Below are 16887 nucleotides of genomic sequence, written 5' to 3' on the forward strand. Positions count from 1 at the left end.
ATATCCAGAATAGGCCATGTGCATTACATATGCTTATTCTGGTTTTTTAAGTAGTACTGATATACTTTTTATTTAATAACCTACAGCTTTACTACCTTCTTGTTATCCTTGCTTTGTTTCTGATCTTTTTGCGACTGCGCACTTTGCAATTGGGATTTTTGAGATTCACTAAGCTGGCTCGATGAATTTACTGGATTGCTCATTGCTTTAAGGTCAGGTTTTTTATCTACTTTCTCCTTTGCTATTTTCTCTTTTTGTAATGCTGTTTTTTCTTGTAGAATTAGTTCCTTGCATCTTTGTTCTCTAGCTTCGTATTTAAGTTTGTTCTTAGGCTTTTTCTGAACATACTTAGCAGTCACCTCCTCAATTGTTGTATTCATCTCGTCTAATTTTTCTTCAAAATCAGAAGTGTTTTTATATTCCTCTATTCTGTTTTTTACATACTGTTCAAGATATTTTGGTTTAATTTCCTTGCAGGCTGAAATCGCTTCAACAAGTTTTACTTTGGTGTCAAAATCGTTAGGATCTACTTTTATGTGTGGATTACGACTCTTATGAAAGTGAGTACCTTGCTTTCGGTTCTGGTCATATTCAAAAGATCTCAACTCGTTTAGTTTAGTCTCTTTGTTGTAGACCATTTCATTTTTTAATTCATAAGAATCACTTCTTCTTACTTCTTCTTTACCAATATTAAATTTGTTCTTATGATCTTGCGTAATGTGTCCATAAGTTATATCACCATTACCATGGTCGATTTGAAAATAGACTGATGGATTATTATTGATATCTCCTGTGTATGCTACTATGTTTTCTGGTTTATAAAGTTCGTCTCCGTATGGCATAATTTTATTTTTAAAAGTTAATGTGAATTGATACAGTAGTTTTTGTAATCAATCGTTAATCTGTTGTTATTGTTTTAAATAGTGGCCGATCGTACTCTCTTTTTACTAGATTGATCAATGTTTTGCTCGTTTTTTCTTTTAGCTTTTACTCGATCTACGATTTCTTTTTTATCACTATTGAGTGCTTTACCTAAATTGGATAAATCAGGTTTTTCTCTTTTGTGTTTTTTTACTGCTAGTTCCCTTTTTTCCTTTACAAATTTCTTTAGCCTCTTTTGTGTTTTTTTATGCTTCTTTTCTCTCTTGGGTTGATTTTTGATACTCTGTTTAGCCATTTCGTCAATTTTGGCATTTAGCTCATCCAGTTTTTGCGAAAAGTCCTTATCATTCTTAAATTCTTCTACTTTATTTTCTACATAAATTTTAGAACTTTTTGGTTTGATGTCTTTATGAGCTTCAAGTGCATTGGCTAACAACGCTTTGGTTTTATGATCATCTGGAGCTACCGGTATATGAGGATTACGACTGGTATGAAAACTTCTGAATTCATACTCGATTTTATCTTTCTTAGGATCCTGATCTTTTTTTGGTAACATGGCGTACTCCTTATTACGGGTAACCTTTTTATCTTTCCGGGTTACGGTTTCGTTTTTTAATTCGTATTTGGAGCTCTGTGCTACTTCAGCTCGTCCAACGTTGAACTTGTTGTTATGCTCTTGTGTAATACGACCATATTCAATCATTTTATCCCCGGTTTCGTTGGTGATTTCTCTCTTGAAATACACTGTTGGTTTTTCTCCTATTTTTCCTGTGTAGGCAAAAATGTTTTCCTTTTTATAAAGATCATCTCCGTATGGCATAGTTTTTATTTTTTAAAAGTTAATATTCGTTTATTATGTTGTCTTACAATATTGTGAGGTCAACTTAATGGTTAACCCTTGATACATGTTTTAGTGATTTGATATTCTGTATGACTATCTCTTCGGTTTAAAAGTTTGTTTTTTGGTACCTTGTTCTTGAGAGACGTTGGTATTTTTCTGTTTACTAGAATGGCTTTTAGCTTGCTCTAGACGCAACTTATCCCCAAGACTTGATGGTGTGTTTAACGGTTCTGAAAACGTAGCCAACGACTTCTTTTTGGTCTTATGTTGGTTTTTTGCTAGGAGTTCTTGTTGTTTTTGTAGTTGCTCTTCTTTCTGTCTTTGAAGAATTTCTTGCTCTTTCTTGATTGCATAATAGTTAGATCCAACTAACCGTCTTGCTTGATTTTCTAATACATCTACCTGCTCATGTTTCCGTTTTAATTTGTCTTTATCTAATCCTCTTTTAGAATGAAAATCTTTTAGGTCTACAGCGATTTGTTTTACCTGATTATCCAATTTTATTAGTGCTCGAAGTTGTTCCTTCTTGTTCGGGTTTTTGATGATTTCCTTAACCTGATCACGAGCATATTTTGAGATATATCTTTGTTTGATTTCAGCAAATTTTTCAATAGAATCAGATAAATGCTCTTTCATCTTATCATTTTTGCTAACATCGGTAAAAGCATTTCGACTAGGATGAAACATGACTCCATTGGCGTATTCTTGCGCTGTTTTTTGACCTTGTTCGTTTAATTTTCCATCATTCTTAATTTCATAGGTTTCAGCTACTCCAGCTTCTTCTCTTCCTATGTTAAAATATAGACCATGATCCTGAGTAATATGGCCAAAGGTTACCGACTCGACAGTACCATTCTTATTTTTGTTTTCTTGTTTGAAATACACGGTAGGATTATTGTTAGGATCGCCTGTATATCCTATAATATTTTCTTTCTGATATAAATTATCTCTGTATGGCATATTTTTAATTTTTAAAGGTTGATAGTTATTTGTTTCGAATAGATCGCATGAAAAAATTTGTGAAAATCACTTTACTAGCAATAGCTAATTTACAGGGCAATACATGGTGTTTTTAACGATAAGTAATAAGTGCATGATCTAGGTAATAAGTGATTTTATACTCTTAAAGGGTCATTCTTCTTTGCTTGATTTGATTGTTTTTTGAATTGTTTTTATCCTGTTTCGCACTTACCTTGGTATGTAGAGAGCGTTGAGGTTTATCTGAAGCATTCATAGGTTGATGCATCCCGTTGAAGCGTGATTTCTGGTTTTGTTGCTGTTCTACGAATTCTTCATGAATGATATCATATTGCTCTTCAATCCTTTCTCGCAGGTTATCTTTTACCTCCTCAAGATCTTCTGCACTTTTGGGGTAAGCTTCTTTCATTTGAGCAGTGATTTGATCGACTTCATCATATAGATCTGCCAATCGACCTAGTTGTTCTTCCAGATCATTTTCTTCATCAATTAAATCCAATTGTTCTGAAACATAATCACCCATATTCATTTTTTTGATACCGGGATGATGATCAATCGCTTTGGCCAATATTTCTCTTACTTCTTCGTCGTTGGGCCCTACCAATTTGTGCTCGCTACGGCTTTCATGAAAGCATTTTCCGTTGACATATTCTCTTGAGACCAAACCCTCATCTTCAGACCATTCATTAACCAGTTTGTACGTAGCATTTGTTTTTATGTCCTCTCTTCCAATATTAAATTTATCGTAGTAATGATCCTGAGTGATATGTCCATAAGTTTTTTGGCCATCTTCTCCGTACTGCACGAAATAAACAGTAGGGTTATCATGTAAGTCACCGGTGTAAGCAACAATGTTTTCTTTTGAATATAATTCTCCTCCGTAAATTTTTCTTTGCTGTGGCATGATATTTAAATTTTAAGGTTATAATTAGTTTTATGACTACTTCGTCTTTAGAAATTGAAATAAGGAGTCGCTTCTGAAAAAGATGAATACATCTCCAGATTGTTTCTAAATTCTTGATTTTTAATTGCTTGTTTCTGCTTTGTAAAAAGTTTGTTATCGGCTGTAAATTAGGATCAGATAATATGTTTAATCCTGGTCTATATATTTTAGGACTAATAGATAATTATTGAATTAACTAAAATCTACTTCTCTAACTCGTTTAAGATCTCTTCTTATGTCGATAGCTATTCGTAATTGTTCTTTTAGATTTTTTCCATTTTTTATGGCCTTTAGAACAAATGTTGGGCTAGAATGATCTGCGGTTATCAAGACAATATTCGACAAGCCAAAAATTCTAAGGAAAAAGGGCTGCTCAAACGTAAGATCTTTTACTCGGTACAATTCTATTTCATTGGTGGTTTTAGATAAGATTCCTCGTTCTTCAATTATACGTTGATCGGTAACCATCAATTTATGAAGTTTTGTATCATAGTACTTCCAAAGGGCAAGTACCAACCCCAACCCAAAAGCTGCAGTTAATGGGATACAACAAAGGTAAAACATGAAGTTTATCCATTGTGAAGGAACCCCTGTCCATAACTTTTTTTCTTCCATACTTCAATTTTTTTAACCTTAAATAATTAGTGATTACAGCCTACTATTTCTTAGATTCGATAGGTTTTAGGTCTAAATGATAGTTTTCTATAAGTAATCCATGTGGATTCTTATCGGTTCTGGAAACGTTGTGTAATACAAATTTGGCTCTTAGCTCATTTATCGATTCTGTTTTTTGGTCTGTTCGTAATACTCTTAGTTTTCCATAAAATATACTTTGATAAGGTTTAACTTTATCATTTACTTTTATAGAGTCTATAATGAGTTTTTGTTTCAGGTTTTCTGTGGATATTTTGGCAAAGTGTCCATTGGCATCCAGTGTTTTATAGAGTTGTTTTCCAGAGGTTCCTGCTAGGTATAAAGCCTTATCGATATTTCTTTTATAATTAAATTCATCGATTTCCCAGAATGCAGTATGAAACATCCTCACATGATTGAGAATTTCTGGTTTTCTATACGAATCTATTTCGCTTACATTTACTCCTTGCATTAAAGCCGCTTGACCATCTTTAGTAATTACATAGGCGGTATCTCTGATACTTTGAGTTGTGAAAAATGCCCAGGTAAGACTACCTAAAGAAACTAATGTAGAAATAATGAGCCCAAAAAGAAGCGATTTTTTTGCCAACGCAAAACTTGCAGGAATATCTTTTAGTGATTTTAAATCCATAATATATTTTTTAATGTGATACGAACGATAACTAAACCTGAGTGTATACTGAAAAGCCTTCAAAATTTTGAACCCTCAGGTTAGATATCTTTCTGTAACAGTTTCTATTGCTATCCCTATACTTTAAAATATTGAGTTTAGGATGACTTGTGAATTAATGATTATACGATAGTTAGTATTATGCGGTTGTGGTTGCTGTAGCGTCTGGTAAGAAAATGTTTGCTATTAAAGCAACTAATCCGAAAATTGCTAATCCAATAATAAATCGAATAAAGTTTCTCTGTGCCTGTTCGTTACCTTGCATATACTGAACGAAGATTAAAAAGCCTCCAGCAAAGGAGAAAATCCCTACTACTGCATTAAGAATAGTTTTAATATCTTCTCCCCATGATGCCAGTTTAGTATTTACGTCATCAGTTTGGGCAAATAATGGAGCTAAGTTAATTGCGATTAACAATATCGTTAACCATAATTTTGAATGTTTAATTTTAAGTTTCATGGTATTCAGTTTTAGATTTTTAATGTTGAATTTTAAAGTTTTCATTTTGTTGTTTGGTTAAAGTTTGACAATTATCTTATTTGTTGTTTTTATAATTTTTGATTATTTATTTTTTACCATCGATCTTATTTGCTGATCGATCCTAATACATTTTGTACTCGAGTTGTACCTTAATAAGGTGGTTAACTCTCCTTTTTGTGGAAACTTCTTGTTCACATATACATACAGAGCGCCTATGGCAAGAAATATGAGTGATAACAAAAAGGACTTAAATATGGTAAATACGAATAGGAGGATAGAAGCTACTATGATTACAATAGTTTGAAGATCGTATCCTGCTATTACAGGCTTTTTTTCTAATACTTTTGGTGTTTTATATTCCATGATGTTTTATTTTTTAATGATTATTTCCCTCTTAATTTCTTATACATTGCCATAGCAGGCACAGTCATAAAACTGGCGGTAAAATTGCTTCCAGAATCACTTCCAGCACTTACTAATATGTTGGCATATTTAGGAACTCTAAGCACTGCAATGATCATTACAACTTGTAAACATATAGACATGAGTATCTGGGTAAAACCACCTGCTGCGGTGTTATTATGTATAAGTATTAAAATGGTCTTTAGAATTGTAAGAATAGGTATCCATAACAGGACGGCTAAGAACCCGAAGAACCATTTTTTCAGTACGTCCTGGTTGCCGGGAATTAAAGCCAGAGGTAGCGCAAATACTCCAATGACAAAGTAAATAGCTTTATATATAATTTGTCTAAGCATAATGTATCCTGCGACCACAGATGCAATGAAAAAGATAATAAGGTGTAGTAGTTCTAAGACAGGATTAATTTGCAATACATCATAAACACCGTCACCACTTCCGTCGGCATTGCTATCCTGAATATGAGTAATACTTCCAGTGTAACTGTCTTCAAATTCTTTGGCGTCACCAACCTTGGTGACATAATGAGCTGCATTTTCGGTTACATCGGCAATAATATCTGTTGGGCTAAATAAAAGAAGTTCTACCAGTGGTTTGTACAATACCAAGGCCACCAAGATTAAAATTGGCCTTACCAAAGTATATGGGTCTAGGTTCCCAGATGGGTTTGCGAAGTAACTCATTACTTTGGATCCCACTAAGATGATCATTAATATGGCGGCCAAACCATAAGCATAATCTATTATATGTTCTATATATTGGTATAGCCCTAAGAGATTTTTATCTCCTACATTCCCTTCAAAAATAGCAGTCTGTAGACTGTTTATAATATCTGTTAAATCCATTTTTTTAATTTTTATTTGTTCTTTCGATGCTACATTATTCTCGCTCCAGAAATCTTAAGTAGAGTTGCTTTTATTTTGCAAGAATCCTGGAAACCCCCATTAGACTTAATACATCTTTATCTATTTGATGCACTTTTTCTCTTACTCTCATCATTCGAATCAATAATTTCAAGAAAGCCGTGTAGTTATATCCTGTTCCACCGCTAAGCAAGAGACCGCTTGAAATGACCTCTAACTCCGACTTTAACTTTTTGTAATATTCTTCTTGTTGTTCTAGATCAGCTTCATGCCGTTTGAGACCGTGCATGATTCCAAAAGTGGCATACTTTCGAGTTTTGATATTTGATTTTACATTTTCTATTTTAGTACTAAGACTATTTGACATTATATAAACCGCTCCATATACTGGAGATGTTTTAAGGTTACCTGTAACCCTTCTGTTTTTTGCATAGGTAGTTTCTTTGGTTTTTAGATTTCTAATTTGTCTAAGCTGGTCTTTCTTGTTGTCTAGTTCCCACCCCAAAAGTCCTGCGATTACTCCTTTTTCTGCAGCAACAACAACATCGGCTATAGATGAGGAATGCGTTTGTGATTGAATGCTCATACAACAGCACAAACCAGTTATAATAAGTATGCTAATATTCTTCATTTTGTAAAGTGATATTTAATACGTTTTCTATGGTTGAGAGCATCAGATAAATGCGTTCTCCTTCAGGAATAGGATTGTCGGTATTTGCATATTTTTCAACTCTTTTCTTTTCTCTGTTGAGTTTAGTGCTATACCTTCTTCTAATAATCAGATTTCTAAAACTATCTCCAGGGTTTAAATTGAGTATAGGGTACTTTGAATTGATGTATCCCATACTTTCATACGTGTTATTGCTAAATGTTGTCCCATTAGTAAATCTCGCCACGGTTCCTCTGGCTCTTGCACTAAATAATTGGTTCAACGATTTTAGTTCATCATACTGTTCTTTATACATCGAATTAAGTCCGTAGATGTATAGTGTATTCGCGGTAAGTTTACCTGTAAGTTTGTTGTTTTCACTATTGATACTTTTGTAACGACTTTGAGATAGATTGTCGGTCCAGCTTACGTTAACGGTATGAGTAATAACTACCTGTGATTTAACTGAGAGGCTTATCATTACAAATAGTACATATATCAAAACTCTTTTCATGTTATGTTTTTTTAGTTAAGCTTCAGGTTTATTTTCGTCTAGTTATAAAATCAATTAGAGCACTTTGTTCTACGCTATCTTCGATCATGTCTAGTAGTCGATGAATATTAAAAATAGATTCCATTGCATTTTGATAAAGGTTAAGTCTATCTCCGTAAAGGATTATTAGCGAACTATTATTGTTGAGTTCCCCTTGTAGATTATCGATCATTTGTTTAGCAGTTGCCAGGTTCTTCGTGTTTCTCTTTTTCTTGGTATAATTGAAGAAAGCCATGGTGCTATTTCTATTGGTAAGGGTATTATATCGCTTTCTGGCATTTGAAATTTCTTCATCAAGTTTATCATTAACATAAAGAGCACCTGCGGCTGCAGGACCTGTTAAGTAAGCAAGTCTTTCATAATATTTGTTTCTATACCTGTTAATTTCACTGGTTAAATTCTTTTCATTCGATAACAATGATCTGTATAAATAGTAGGCCCCAACAGAGCCTCCCAAAGACCCCGGATCTGTTAGGAAAGGATATTCCTGAGCAGATACGGTCAAGCCTTTCAGTAGACACATTACTATTGCTATTTTATTTATAGCCTTCATTTTTTCTATGGTTTGTGTATTAGGTGAATATTTATAATGAAAGGGTGAGGTCTGCAGCTTTTAGTACTCCCGATACTTCAGAAAAAGTAGCATAGTTAATTACTACAAAGCCTAATGCTGAAAAGAATAAAATCCTTCTTGCATCTTTATCGTATTTAGAAAATTCCTTAATGAGTTCACTTCGTAATTGGTAAATTTCTTGACGCTTTGAGGATTTAATTTTAGATTTATCTAAGTACATCAAAGCTGCTAGAACGGCTCTGTCTTTTGAAAGATTTTCAAAATATTCCCTTTTCGTTCTAGTCATATATGGTAGCGCAGCATATTTCGATACGGTAGTACTGGCCAGAGAGGAAACGATTGAAGCGGCAATAGCTGGGAGTTCTTTTTCTTCATAATTATGTTTTCGCGTATAATTTTCGTCTAACATTCTCTGCATGTAACGGTTTGACTGACTCAAGAGAGAATTTTGAGATTCCAGTATACCGTTTCTTACCCCTATGATCGCTCCAAGTTCACCCAACTTTTGGCGAGTTTTCTTGTCGTTATTATTGAAATGTGTATGTACATGAACAAATTGTCCTAAACATGTTTGACTTATAAATAGTAGTCCGATGATTAATTTTAATGCCCCTTTCATAATACTTTATTTTTGATTTTTTCCTGTGTGTTAGTTTTTAGATAATAACCTGTATAAAATTTTTCGTTCTGCTTCGCGTTTCATCGCTTCAAGTTCCTTGTATATGGTATTGGTTATACTCACATATTTCTCATTAATCTGTTCCATAACCCCTGTATTCACCCTATTTTTGGTGGTTGTCATTAAGAGGTATAACACCGTTTTATGAGCATATATCAAGTAGTTTTTTTTATTGTTACAGGTACTTCTGGATTTAAGTCCTATATATCCATTACAGATATCACTATAATCGTCATACTTAATGGTGATTCCCGGGGTGAAAAAATAAGCTTCCTTTGCACCTCTTATAGTAAGAGTTGGTAGCGCTGTAGTTGTATACGCTGTAGTTGTTTTGCTCATCTGGCGCCCAAGTTCTCTCACCTTGTTCCTCTCAGTTCCTCTCATAAGCATCCCTGGGATATCCAGATATTGTGCTGTTGAGTTCATCGTGATAAAAAAACATCCTATTATAAAAAGTACTTTCATTTTTTAGGTCTTATTGTGTTTTTAGATAATCTTAGGACGCAATAATCGTTCTCTGGGAATATCTATACTTACCGATCTACCACCGTTTTCTTCAAAAATGTCTATCGCTAGTTTCTCATTTTCATTGAGCATGAACTTGTTAAACAGGAGGGTTACAGATTGTTCGCCATGACCTATGATTTCAAAATTATCGGTACAGGTATAGATAGGAGAAATAACACGCTCCTGGTATAAGTAATCTTTACTCATTCGTTTACGTAATTTTGTTCTAAACAAGATATTATCGATATCGAAGTCTAGTGTAGATTCATTTTTTAACGCTATACGAACGGCAATTTTTTCTTCGACATAATATATTCCCGCAACCTCTATTCTTAAATCACCTTTTTTACCATCCTTAAGGTTTAGAATGTTTCGACTGTGTCTCGCCAATTGATTACATAAACCTTCAAATTGATCTACTTTTTCTTTTTCTTCCTGCTCTTCTTTTTTAAATACTGTTACCAAATGGTCTGATGCTTTAACTTTATAGGTTACAGATTGTGCAAAACGATCATAACCCAATGCAATAGAATAGTATCCTCCGTCATCAGTTATTACGGTAAGGTTAGAGAGTTGACTTCGAGAATCGATAAGTTCTTCTCCAATATGCTTTAAACGAATCATTTGCGGTAAAGTGTCTGCCACGAAATATGGCGACCCTATATCCACATATTTGATTTTTTTATCAAATAGGAGATGTGTGGTTTTTACATCAGAGACCAATAAAGTATCCTGTTTGTTGATAGGTACCAAGTTGTCCTGACTATGAATTAGGCAATGATTCGCTACAATCATTAGTAATATTAAAAAAATGCGTTTCATAACTTGTGGTTTTTATCTGGTTGTTTAATTGCTAATTATTTTTCTACAAATTCTCTTAAGGCCAATTGCATGTTTTTCTTCTTGTTATAGACATCGTATATGAATTTGTTTTCATCTGCATTAGAAGAGTAACAAGCATATCGTTCTGGCGATACGGTTACCTTGTATACATTTGACACACTACCTACTTTGATAAAGACCTCTCTTTTATCGGTGGAGAATAGTTTTTCAAGATCAGACTCACTAAAGGATAGATATTGTGCAAACTTATCTTTGGTCGCCATCTTCTTTTTATGAGAAAGAAGGATCATTGTGTCTGTGTTGTTAATCATTGCAGGTCCTGCAGGAGTATCCAAAATATCTTCCACATCTTGTGTGGCTATAGCTACTTCTCCGTAGAATTTCCTTACCGTTTTGTACAGATATTTGATGAATTGTGCCATTTCTCCTTTTGAAATTGGTTTCCAGCACTCGTCTATAAATATGGATTTCTTGATCTCGGGAATTTTTCTGATTTTTCCCATTACTACGTCTATACACAACATGGTAACCAGAGGGAATAAAACCGGGTGATCTTTAATGTTATCCATCTCAAAAACTATAAATCTTTCTTGTACAAGATCAATCTGGTCTTTAGAGTTTAGGATCTGACTATATTTTCCATCATGAAAATCGCGAAGTGAAAGCTGGAAACTCGTTTTGTCAAAGTACTTTTCTTCATTATCCATAACTGTATGTTGATCTACAAATTCGTAGAATGAAGACATGCAAGGGAACTTGTTTCTATCAGATTCAAAACTTTCGTAGTAAGCATCTAGATATAACCCAATGATTTGTTTTTCTTCTCTCATATGCGGGTCATCACCTTTCCATAAAAACAGGATGAGAGAAGTAAGAAATACCTTTTTTTCGTTATCTATTTCACTTAGACTCTGGAAGTAAAAAGGATTGAACTGTAGTGGCATATCCAAATCGTAGGCAAAATATTGACCGTTTACGAGTTGACACAATTTCTTATAAGAGTTACCAATATCAATCATTACGATATGATGCCCTTGCTCGTAGTATTGACTGGCTATGTGATTGATCAGGAATGATTTTCCGGTTCCAGAAGGACCAAAGATGAGTCGATTACGGTTTACAATAAGCCCTCTTTTTAGAGGTTCATCCCATAAATCTAATCGTACCGGAGCTCCATTTTTGCGATCGGTTAATAAAATTCCGTTAGTGTTTCCTTCATAATAGCTCTCAAAATTTAGAAATACTGGAGTTTGCTCAGAGATCCCGATAAACTTATAGTTTTCAGGAATGTAAACAGATGCACCGGGAGCATTATTGATATATAAATCCTTTAGAGCATATTTTATTTGGTATGGGGTAATTCCTAGTTCTTTGAAAGAGTTTTCTAATTGATTTTTATGGTTTTCTAGTTTTTCTTCAGAAGTATCCCAAAGAATGATATTGAAATGTTGGTTTACGAATTTCAACTCCTTCTCAATCACAGTACTTACCAATTCATCAATTTGATCATAGGTAACTTCATTTTCCTTTGATAAAATGGCTAAACTTTTAAACTGGTTAAGTTTGGTCTTTAATTTTGAAAAAATACTGTCTGAACTACTAATATAGATTACCTGATTATAAATATGATTACATTCTAAACCAAGACATACAGGCTGTATAAACGGAATCTGAAAATTTGTTTTCTGGGTAGAGAAATCAATATTCTTTTTCGTGGTTTCAATGGTTAGGGGTAATTGATCGTATGAAGTTATGGCATACATTTCTCCAACTTTATTACCCACCTGAAGCTTTTTATCGAAGAAGATATCTTGTAGTGATTGATTTCCCTTTGGAGATAGTGAAAAATACTTTCCGATAACTTCAAGCATACATTCGGTATTCATTTTTTCGACTTCAAAAAATTCTTCTTTGATTAAGAAAGAAATACTTGTAGTCACAGTTTTAAGAAAAGTATCTACCTCTTCCATATACTTTTCGTACTGTTTTGGGCTACTAGTAATACTCATTTTCTTCTTAGAATCCTTGGTGATAAACAAGTAACACTCATGGCTTAATGTGGGTTTTTCATAGAAAAACTTGTTATCACTTCGAGATAACATGTGTTCACCTTTTGCTATGGCTTCTTTTACCGTGTCGACAAAGAAGTAATCTTGTTTTTGAATGATAGTATCTTCAGGTAAGGACCTGATGATTTTGTCAAATAACTGATTGATCCTTTCGATGGCGGCCATATCGAGAGAATATATTTGTGGTAGTTTTAACTTGTACCCAACGCTGATGTCTCCCTTTTTAGATACGATCAGATCATTCTCAACGGCATATATTGGAAATACGGTATTTAGAGTATCGTTTTTCATCTGTTGTGTTTTTATTGTTTTTTTAAGGTCAGATGGAATCGCCAATCATCATGTTGATGTGTGTCAACTTAGTTGTATTGGCTTATTTCATGTTATTTGGTGTTAATGTTAAACCACAGGTGGTATTTCTTAGGCATATACACGGTTCTTTTATCAAATATTTCGGTGCTTATTTCTTTGGCAGCAGAAAGAATAGCGATGTCTTTTGCTTCGTCCAGATTGATACTGTTATTTCCACCTAATGCTGCGGCTTGAGTTCCTCTTTGATAAGCATAATCATATACATCGTTGGCTACTTTAGAAGGGATTTTGGGCCAGGTACGATTACCTAAATGAATTCCCTCTCGTCCATCATAATCGTAGAGACTAAAATCTAATAGATAGAGTTTATCATGAACCTTATAGCTATTGATATCTATCATTAATCTATCTGTTGAAAGATTAACTTTCCCATAAACCACCGACCCTTTTGGAATATATAGGGCAGGTTCACTTAATCGCACATCTTTTTTGGTTCTTATGGCTATGGTGCTACCATTAACCAATACACCCTGATCAACAGTTTCTGCTGGTACTAATCCTACGATTTTATCATCTCCTCTGGCAGATCCTGCTCCCTGAAAGTGATTTTTTGTGGTAAACTTATCTTTAATAGCGTTGGACATGCGTTCGCTGGCCATTTGGGCCGTTTTTGCAATATCTTCTGGGTTAGTACCTCCCATTCCTGTTCCCAGGCTGGTTGGGTTACCTTCAGATTTCATTTGCATAGGAGGTTGTCCGTGTGCAGAAGCAACCTGATTATAAGAATCGACAAAAGCATTAAGGTTATCTTCTGGGTTATCTGACTGGGCAGCCATTCTAGATTGCTCCATAAGTTGATCTTGCAAAGCCATTATTCTTTGCAATTCATCGTCTATATAAACCTCTTGAACTTCTTGAGTATTCTGAGATTTTGTTGCTTGATTATAAGTCGTAGTAGTAGCGCTAGCATAAGCATCGTTTTGATATAATTTTTGTTGTTCTTCTAATTCTTGCGGATTCAAGGAATCTTCCATTCCTCTAATAATTGATTCTTCTACATAAACCTTTTCCTCTTCATCTTCAACATCGCTAAGGTTTTTTACAACCTTGTTGAGACCAAAAATGGATTTATCTTTTTCGTAGTTTTGAATTTTTGAAGTTCTCTTAATTTTTTTGTCATCAACTTTTGGTGTCAAAATGTTTATTTTGGCTTCCTTTTTATCAGACTCGTCCGAAGGCATGATGGCTACTTTTATAAAAACACCTATCAGTGCCATAAAGGCTGTAAATACAACTGTCGCTATTATTTTTTTGTTTTTGTCCATTTTTATTTTTTATTGATTCATTGCAATTTCCTTATCCTCTTTTTTAATCAAGCTTCTCCAAACCATTAGGGGATCTACTCTTTTCCCTTTGAGCCATATTTCATAGTGTAAGTGAGGGCCTGTTACTCTTCCGGTATCTCCCACCAAACCAATAATTTGCCCTTGTTGTATTGTGTCTCCTTTTGTTACCATTTTTATCCAAAGGTGACCGTAAAGGGTTTTGATGTCTTCTCTATGGGCTAGTAGAATGCGATTTCCATAACCTTCTACGAAGTCAGCTTTTTCTACCGTTCCACTAGCAGCCGCAAATACTGGTTTCCCTTTTGCAGCAACTAGGTCAATGCCTTGATGCTTTTTATTCTTTTTAAGGATAGGATGAAGACGGTATCCGTATCTTGAAGAAACTCTAATAAAGTCGTTCTTGTCCAATGGAAAATATATAGGAAGCGTACTGTTATTCTTAGTTACTAATGCGATATCAGACTGTTGAGCGATGGTACTCGAAAAGCTTAATAGAACTGCAGCAACTGTTAACAAGATACGCTGTGATATGCTATAATTTTTCATGATTTATTTGCTTATAATTTCTTCGGAAATAGGGTTGCTCTCCTTTTCATTTTCGACTTCTATTCTGTAAAGCTCACTGGCAATTAGAATATCTATTTCTTCTACAATTCTGTTGAAATTACCGTTAACAAGGCTTTCTACATCATCTTCTTCTTCGAGTGCTTTAGGGATAGCGGTTGGGATTTGATCTACTCTTTTATCAATTTTTATTTTACCACGGAATATTTTTCTATTGATTTCTTCACCAAAATTGTCGGCAACAATACCTACAAATTCTCCTTGTGATAATTGAGAAATAGTAGCCACTGGCATTACATATTCTAGGTTTTCACTTATGCTGTATGAGGTAGCACTGGTGTCTACAGATACGCTTTTCATTTTTTGTTTTTTCTTACCAAAAATCTCCTGTAGTTTGGTAGCTGTATCGCTTCGTACAGACCCACTAAAAATGTTCCCCACAATATTGAAGATGGTCTCTGCAATTTTATCCCCATAATCTCTCTTAAGTTGTTCCAGGTCCTGCATTCCTATGGTTGTAGAGATTTTGTTAGACCTTGCTGTTGCGATTAAGTTGTCTAATCCCATAAAGTACATCGTTGGTAACTCATCAATGATAACAGAGCATGGTTGTTTGTTTTTCTGATTTATCTTTTTTAGTACCTGGGTTGCAATTAACCCAAGAGCTGGTGAATTTGTAGTTTGTGTCGCTGGCGAATTGGCCAATATCATTATCGAAGGCTCTTTAGGGTTATTTATTTCCAAAGGAATATTCATTTCGGGGTAAACGTTATTCCCCATTACCCAGAATAGCTCTTTTGTTGCTAATTGAGATAGCGGTATTCTTGCAGATGCCGTTTGTCCTGATAACTGCTCAAAAGCTTCTTTTTCAAGTGCGTCGGCAAATGGTGTCATAAAAAATTTGAGCTCCTTATAATCGCAAAATATCTTGAAGACTTTTTCATCTGGGCACGAAGCCAGAGCAATTGCATGAGGTAACGTACAATATTTCCCGTCTTCATATATTTTTAGGAAGTAAATACAAGAGGCAAAATATGAGATCGCAGACTGAGCAAAGAAATCTTTTTGTGTGATCCATTCTTTATTAAGATTATAAAGTACAGTTTGTGCTGCTTCTATAGCATCTGCCGCTTTGCCTATTAGATCTGGGCTTATTGGGTTTACGAAGTTAGAACGCTGGATGTCATCCAAGGAGATTACACTAAAACTTGGCTCAATATCATAATTGTCTTTATAATATTGCATAAACGCATAGGTCTCTTTTGCTAAAGAAGGGAATTTGTAATCATACACCAGCATCGTAAATTTTTTCTGGATATGCTGTCGTATGTATTCTTCGATTACCGAATACGATTTTCCTGATCCGGGAGTACCTAAGACCATAGTGGCTCTAAAGGGGTTTACCACATTAATCAATCCATTATCTGTTTTGAAATTAACCGAATAGGGGTTTTCTTTTACTCCTTTTTCTTGTTTGAAAATCAGGTTATTTTCATTGAATTCATCTTTCTGGCTATAAAAATCAAAGTGTCTTCTAAAATTGATAAACCCCCAAATGAATCCAATAAATGAAAATATAGTAAAGCCTATATTTAGAAATAAAGGAGTTGGTATTGCAGCTATAAAAATAAATCCCAAAATACCGATAACAGACCCGGTAACATAGTATTTAATTTGATTGTTGCCTTCGGGTTTCTTTTTTACATGAAACCCTAATGAAGCAAAAGCAAATAATAAAATACAAATGAACCTCGTAAAAATAGAATACTGAAAAACAGGTGCATTACTGTAGACTTTGATTAATATGTTGTTTAAATAAACATTGGCTAATCCCTTTTGCGTAAAGTATTCTAGGTAGGAGCTATAAATATCCATACTTAGAGCTGCCAGACATATGATAAATGCAAAAATGATGATAAAGTCTATTGATAATTTGCCGTCTTTCATTGCTTACAATATTTACTCCTTTGTTTTGTTTTATGATGTAAAATTAGAAGCTAAATAGGGGTTCTGAAGGTGAAAAGTAATAAGTGCACGATCTACGTAATAAGTGTAGACT

General features: G+C 34.2%; 19 protein-coding genes. All 19 read right to left on the reverse strand.

Annotation, left to right across the window (positions count from 1 at the left end; all coding sequences use genetic code 11):
* Positions 1-80: 80 nt before the first annotated feature.
* Entirely contained in the window at positions 81-842 is a 762-nt protein-coding gene (locus M0D21_RS06320; RefSeq protein ID WP_248327606.1) for a hypothetical protein, read from the reverse strand.
* Between the two features lie 74 nt (positions 843-916).
* Entirely contained in the window at positions 917-1702 is a 786-nt protein-coding gene (locus M0D21_RS06325) for a hypothetical protein (RefSeq protein WP_248327607.1), read from the reverse strand.
* Positions 1703-1816: 114 nt separating this feature from the next.
* Complete coding sequence (locus M0D21_RS06330) at positions 1817-2683, reverse strand: hypothetical protein (RefSeq protein ID WP_248327608.1); 867 nt, start codon at positions 2681-2683, stop codon at positions 1817-1819.
* A 163-nt stretch (positions 2684-2846) separates the two neighbouring features.
* Complete coding sequence (locus M0D21_RS06335; protein WP_248327609.1) at positions 2847-3605, reverse strand: hypothetical protein; 759 nt, start codon at positions 3603-3605, stop codon at positions 2847-2849.
* Positions 3606-3836: 231 nt separating this feature from the next.
* Positions 3837-4259 (reverse strand): PH domain-containing protein, encoded by a 423-nt coding sequence (locus tag M0D21_RS06340; protein ID WP_248327610.1) that lies wholly within the window; start codon positions 4257-4259, stop codon positions 3837-3839.
* A 43-nt stretch (positions 4260-4302) separates the two neighbouring features.
* Positions 4303-4929 (reverse strand): hypothetical protein, encoded by a 627-nt coding sequence (locus M0D21_RS06345; protein WP_248327611.1) that lies wholly within the window; start codon positions 4927-4929, stop codon positions 4303-4305.
* 178 nt (positions 4930-5107) lie between these two features.
* Positions 5108-5428 (reverse strand): hypothetical protein, encoded by a 321-nt coding sequence (locus M0D21_RS06350; RefSeq protein WP_248327612.1) that lies wholly within the window; start codon positions 5426-5428, stop codon positions 5108-5110.
* A 102-nt stretch (positions 5429-5530) separates the two neighbouring features.
* A complete protein-coding gene (locus M0D21_RS06355) occupies positions 5531-5812 on the reverse strand; it encodes a hypothetical protein (RefSeq protein ID WP_248327613.1) in 282 nt (93 codons plus the stop codon).
* A 20-nt stretch (positions 5813-5832) separates the two neighbouring features.
* A complete protein-coding gene (locus M0D21_RS06360) occupies positions 5833-6714 on the reverse strand; it encodes a hypothetical protein (RefSeq protein ID WP_248327614.1) in 882 nt (293 codons plus the stop codon).
* A gap of 70 nt (positions 6715-6784) precedes the next feature.
* On the reverse strand, positions 6785-7318 hold the full coding sequence (locus M0D21_RS06365; protein ID WP_248327615.1) for a hypothetical protein: 534 nt from the start codon (positions 7316-7318) through the stop codon (positions 6785-6787).
* A gap of 31 nt (positions 7319-7349) precedes the next feature.
* The gene (locus tag M0D21_RS06370; protein ID WP_248327616.1) at positions 7350-7895 is read right to left on the reverse strand and encodes a hypothetical protein; all 546 of its coding nucleotides are present in this window, start codon (positions 7893-7895) and stop codon (positions 7350-7352) included.
* A 28-nt stretch (positions 7896-7923) separates the two neighbouring features.
* Complete coding sequence (locus M0D21_RS06375; protein ID WP_248327617.1) at positions 7924-8487, reverse strand: hypothetical protein; 564 nt, start codon at positions 8485-8487, stop codon at positions 7924-7926.
* Between the two features lie 31 nt (positions 8488-8518).
* The gene (locus tag M0D21_RS06380) at positions 8519-9127 is read right to left on the reverse strand and encodes a hypothetical protein (RefSeq protein WP_248327618.1); all 609 of its coding nucleotides are present in this window, start codon (positions 9125-9127) and stop codon (positions 8519-8521) included.
* Positions 9128-9157: 30 nt separating this feature from the next.
* The gene (locus tag M0D21_RS06385; protein WP_248327619.1) at positions 9158-9652 is read right to left on the reverse strand and encodes a hypothetical protein; all 495 of its coding nucleotides are present in this window, start codon (positions 9650-9652) and stop codon (positions 9158-9160) included.
* A 21-nt stretch (positions 9653-9673) separates the two neighbouring features.
* Complete coding sequence (locus M0D21_RS06390; protein WP_248327620.1) at positions 9674-10516, reverse strand: DUF4138 domain-containing protein; 843 nt, start codon at positions 10514-10516, stop codon at positions 9674-9676.
* Between the two features lie 35 nt (positions 10517-10551).
* Positions 10552-12897 carry a TraG family conjugative transposon ATPase gene (locus M0D21_RS06395; RefSeq protein WP_248327621.1) on the reverse strand — a complete coding sequence of 782 codons (2346 nt, stop codon included), beginning with the start codon at positions 12895-12897 and terminating at the stop codon, positions 10552-10554.
* 92 nt (positions 12898-12989) lie between these two features.
* On the reverse strand, positions 12990-14243 hold the full coding sequence (gene traM, locus M0D21_RS06400; protein ID WP_248327622.1) for a conjugative transposon protein TraM: 1254 nt from the start codon (positions 14241-14243) through the stop codon (positions 12990-12992).
* Positions 14244-14252: 9 nt separating this feature from the next.
* Positions 14253-14810: a M23 family metallopeptidase gene (locus M0D21_RS06405; RefSeq protein ID WP_248327623.1), complete on the reverse strand. Its 558-nt coding sequence runs from the start codon at positions 14808-14810 to the stop codon at positions 14253-14255.
* Positions 14811-14813: 3 nt separating this feature from the next.
* Positions 14814-16775: a TraM recognition domain-containing protein gene (locus tag M0D21_RS06410; protein ID WP_248327624.1), complete on the reverse strand. Its 1962-nt coding sequence runs from the start codon at positions 16773-16775 to the stop codon at positions 14814-14816.
* Positions 16776-16887 lie beyond the last annotated feature (112 nt).

Source organism: Aquimarina acroporae, assembly GCF_023195925.1.
In the GTDB taxonomy this organism is placed as follows: Bacteria; Bacteroidota; Bacteroidia; order Flavobacteriales; family Flavobacteriaceae; genus Aquimarina; species Aquimarina acroporae.

Coding starts and splice junctions, on each gene's coding strand:
- M0D21_RS06320 (WP_248327606.1), bottom strand. CDS start 842: ATGCCATACGGAGACGAACTTTATAAACCAGAAAACATAGTAGCATAC.
- M0D21_RS06325 (WP_248327607.1), bottom strand. CDS start 1,702: ATGCCATACGGAGATGATCTTTATAAAAAGGAAAACATTTTTGCCTAC.
- M0D21_RS06330 (WP_248327608.1), bottom strand. CDS start 2,683: ATGCCATACAGAGATAATTTATATCAGAAAGAAAATATTATAGGATAT.
- M0D21_RS06335 (WP_248327609.1), bottom strand. CDS start 3,605: ATGCCACAGCAAAGAAAAATTTACGGAGGAGAATTATATTCAAAAGAA.
- M0D21_RS06340 (WP_248327610.1), bottom strand. CDS start 4,259: ATGGAAGAAAAAAAGTTATGGACAGGGGTTCCTTCACAATGGATAAAC.
- M0D21_RS06345 (WP_248327611.1), bottom strand. CDS start 4,929: ATGGATTTAAAATCACTAAAAGATATTCCTGCAAGTTTTGCGTTGGCA.
- M0D21_RS06350 (WP_248327612.1), bottom strand. CDS start 5,428: ATGAAACTTAAAATTAAACATTCAAAATTATGGTTAACGATATTGTTA.
- M0D21_RS06355 (WP_248327613.1), bottom strand. CDS start 5,812: ATGGAATATAAAACACCAAAAGTATTAGAAAAAAAGCCTGTAATAGCA.
- M0D21_RS06360 (WP_248327614.1), bottom strand. CDS start 6,714: ATGGATTTAACAGATATTATAAACAGTCTACAGACTGCTATTTTTGAA.
- M0D21_RS06365 (WP_248327615.1), bottom strand. CDS start 7,318: ATGAGCATTCAATCACAAACGCATTCCTCATCTATAGCCGATGTTGTT.
- M0D21_RS06370 (WP_248327616.1), bottom strand. CDS start 7,895: ATGAAAAGAGTTTTGATATATGTACTATTTGTAATGATAAGCCTCTCA.
- M0D21_RS06375 (WP_248327617.1), bottom strand. CDS start 8,487: ATGAAGGCTATAAATAAAATAGCAATAGTAATGTGTCTACTGAAAGGC.
- M0D21_RS06380 (WP_248327618.1), bottom strand. CDS start 9,127: ATGAAAGGGGCATTAAAATTAATCATCGGACTACTATTTATAAGTCAA.
- M0D21_RS06385 (WP_248327619.1), bottom strand. CDS start 9,652: ATGAAAGTACTTTTTATAATAGGATGTTTTTTTATCACGATGAACTCA.
- M0D21_RS06390 (WP_248327620.1), bottom strand. CDS start 10,516: ATGAAACGCATTTTTTTAATATTACTAATGATTGTAGCGAATCATTGC.
- M0D21_RS06395 (WP_248327621.1), bottom strand. CDS start 12,897: ATGAAAAACGATACTCTAAATACCGTATTTCCAATATATGCCGTTGAG.
- traM (WP_248327622.1), bottom strand. CDS start 14,243: ATGGACAAAAACAAAAAAATAATAGCGACAGTTGTATTTACAGCCTTT.
- M0D21_RS06405 (WP_248327623.1), bottom strand. CDS start 14,810: ATGAAAAATTATAGCATATCACAGCGTATCTTGTTAACAGTTGCTGCA.
- M0D21_RS06410 (WP_248327624.1), bottom strand. CDS start 16,775: ATGAAAGACGGCAAATTATCAATAGACTTTATCATCATTTTTGCATTT.